At 49.7% G+C, this 608-nt stretch carries 1 protein-coding gene; it reads left to right on the top strand.

Annotation, left to right across the window (positions count from 1 at the left end; all coding sequences use genetic code 11):
* Nucleotides 1-30: 30 nt before the first annotated feature.
* Nucleotides 31-608 (top strand): ATPase, T2SS/T4P/T4SS family (locus AN477_RS23560; RefSeq protein WP_169787954.1); only part of this gene is annotated, 578 nt, incomplete at its 3' end.

Genomic DNA, 608 nt, shown 5'->3' with positions numbered 1-608 from the left:
GACGTGCACGTGATAGGGACGACCACCATCGTGAAACGAAATGGGTCGAATTACGAATCTACGGAGTCACGCTTTTCGTCGGAAGATGCGTTAATGGAGTTTATCGCCCGAAAGTTAGAGAATACGCCATACGCCTATTCACTCGCCTATCCGATTACGGATGCGATTTTGCCAGACGGTTCCCGTGTCAACATTATTGGGGGACCGAGCACACGGTACACCGTACGGGACGAGGATGCGCGCATTATTACAGAGCCGCGTACCATCGTCACCATTCGAAAACCGATCTACCCGTTTTCCATGGACGATCTCATTCGGTTACAAATGCTTGATGAAGAGACGAGAGCATTCTTCAAGCTTATGATGCAACTCGGGGACAGCTTCATTATCGCTGGTGGCGTCGGTTCTGGAAAGACGACACTGATGAACGCCTTGACCGGAGACATTCCGAAGGGGCTTTTGTCAATTTTCGTTGAGGAACTTCCTGAAATGACACCCCTCACAGACTGGTGTATCCGACTGACAGACCGAAGCCAAAACGTAGAAGGTAAAGGGCGACTTGATATGGCAACCAATATCATCAACACACTCCGAATGGACAACGACAA

Source organism: Paenalicyclobacillus ferrooxydans (assembly GCF_001399675.1).
Lineage (GTDB): Bacteria > Bacillota > Bacilli > Alicyclobacillales > Alicyclobacillaceae > Alicyclobacillus_B > Alicyclobacillus_B ferrooxydans.
This window is presented reverse-complemented; position numbering and strand designations above follow the sequence as displayed.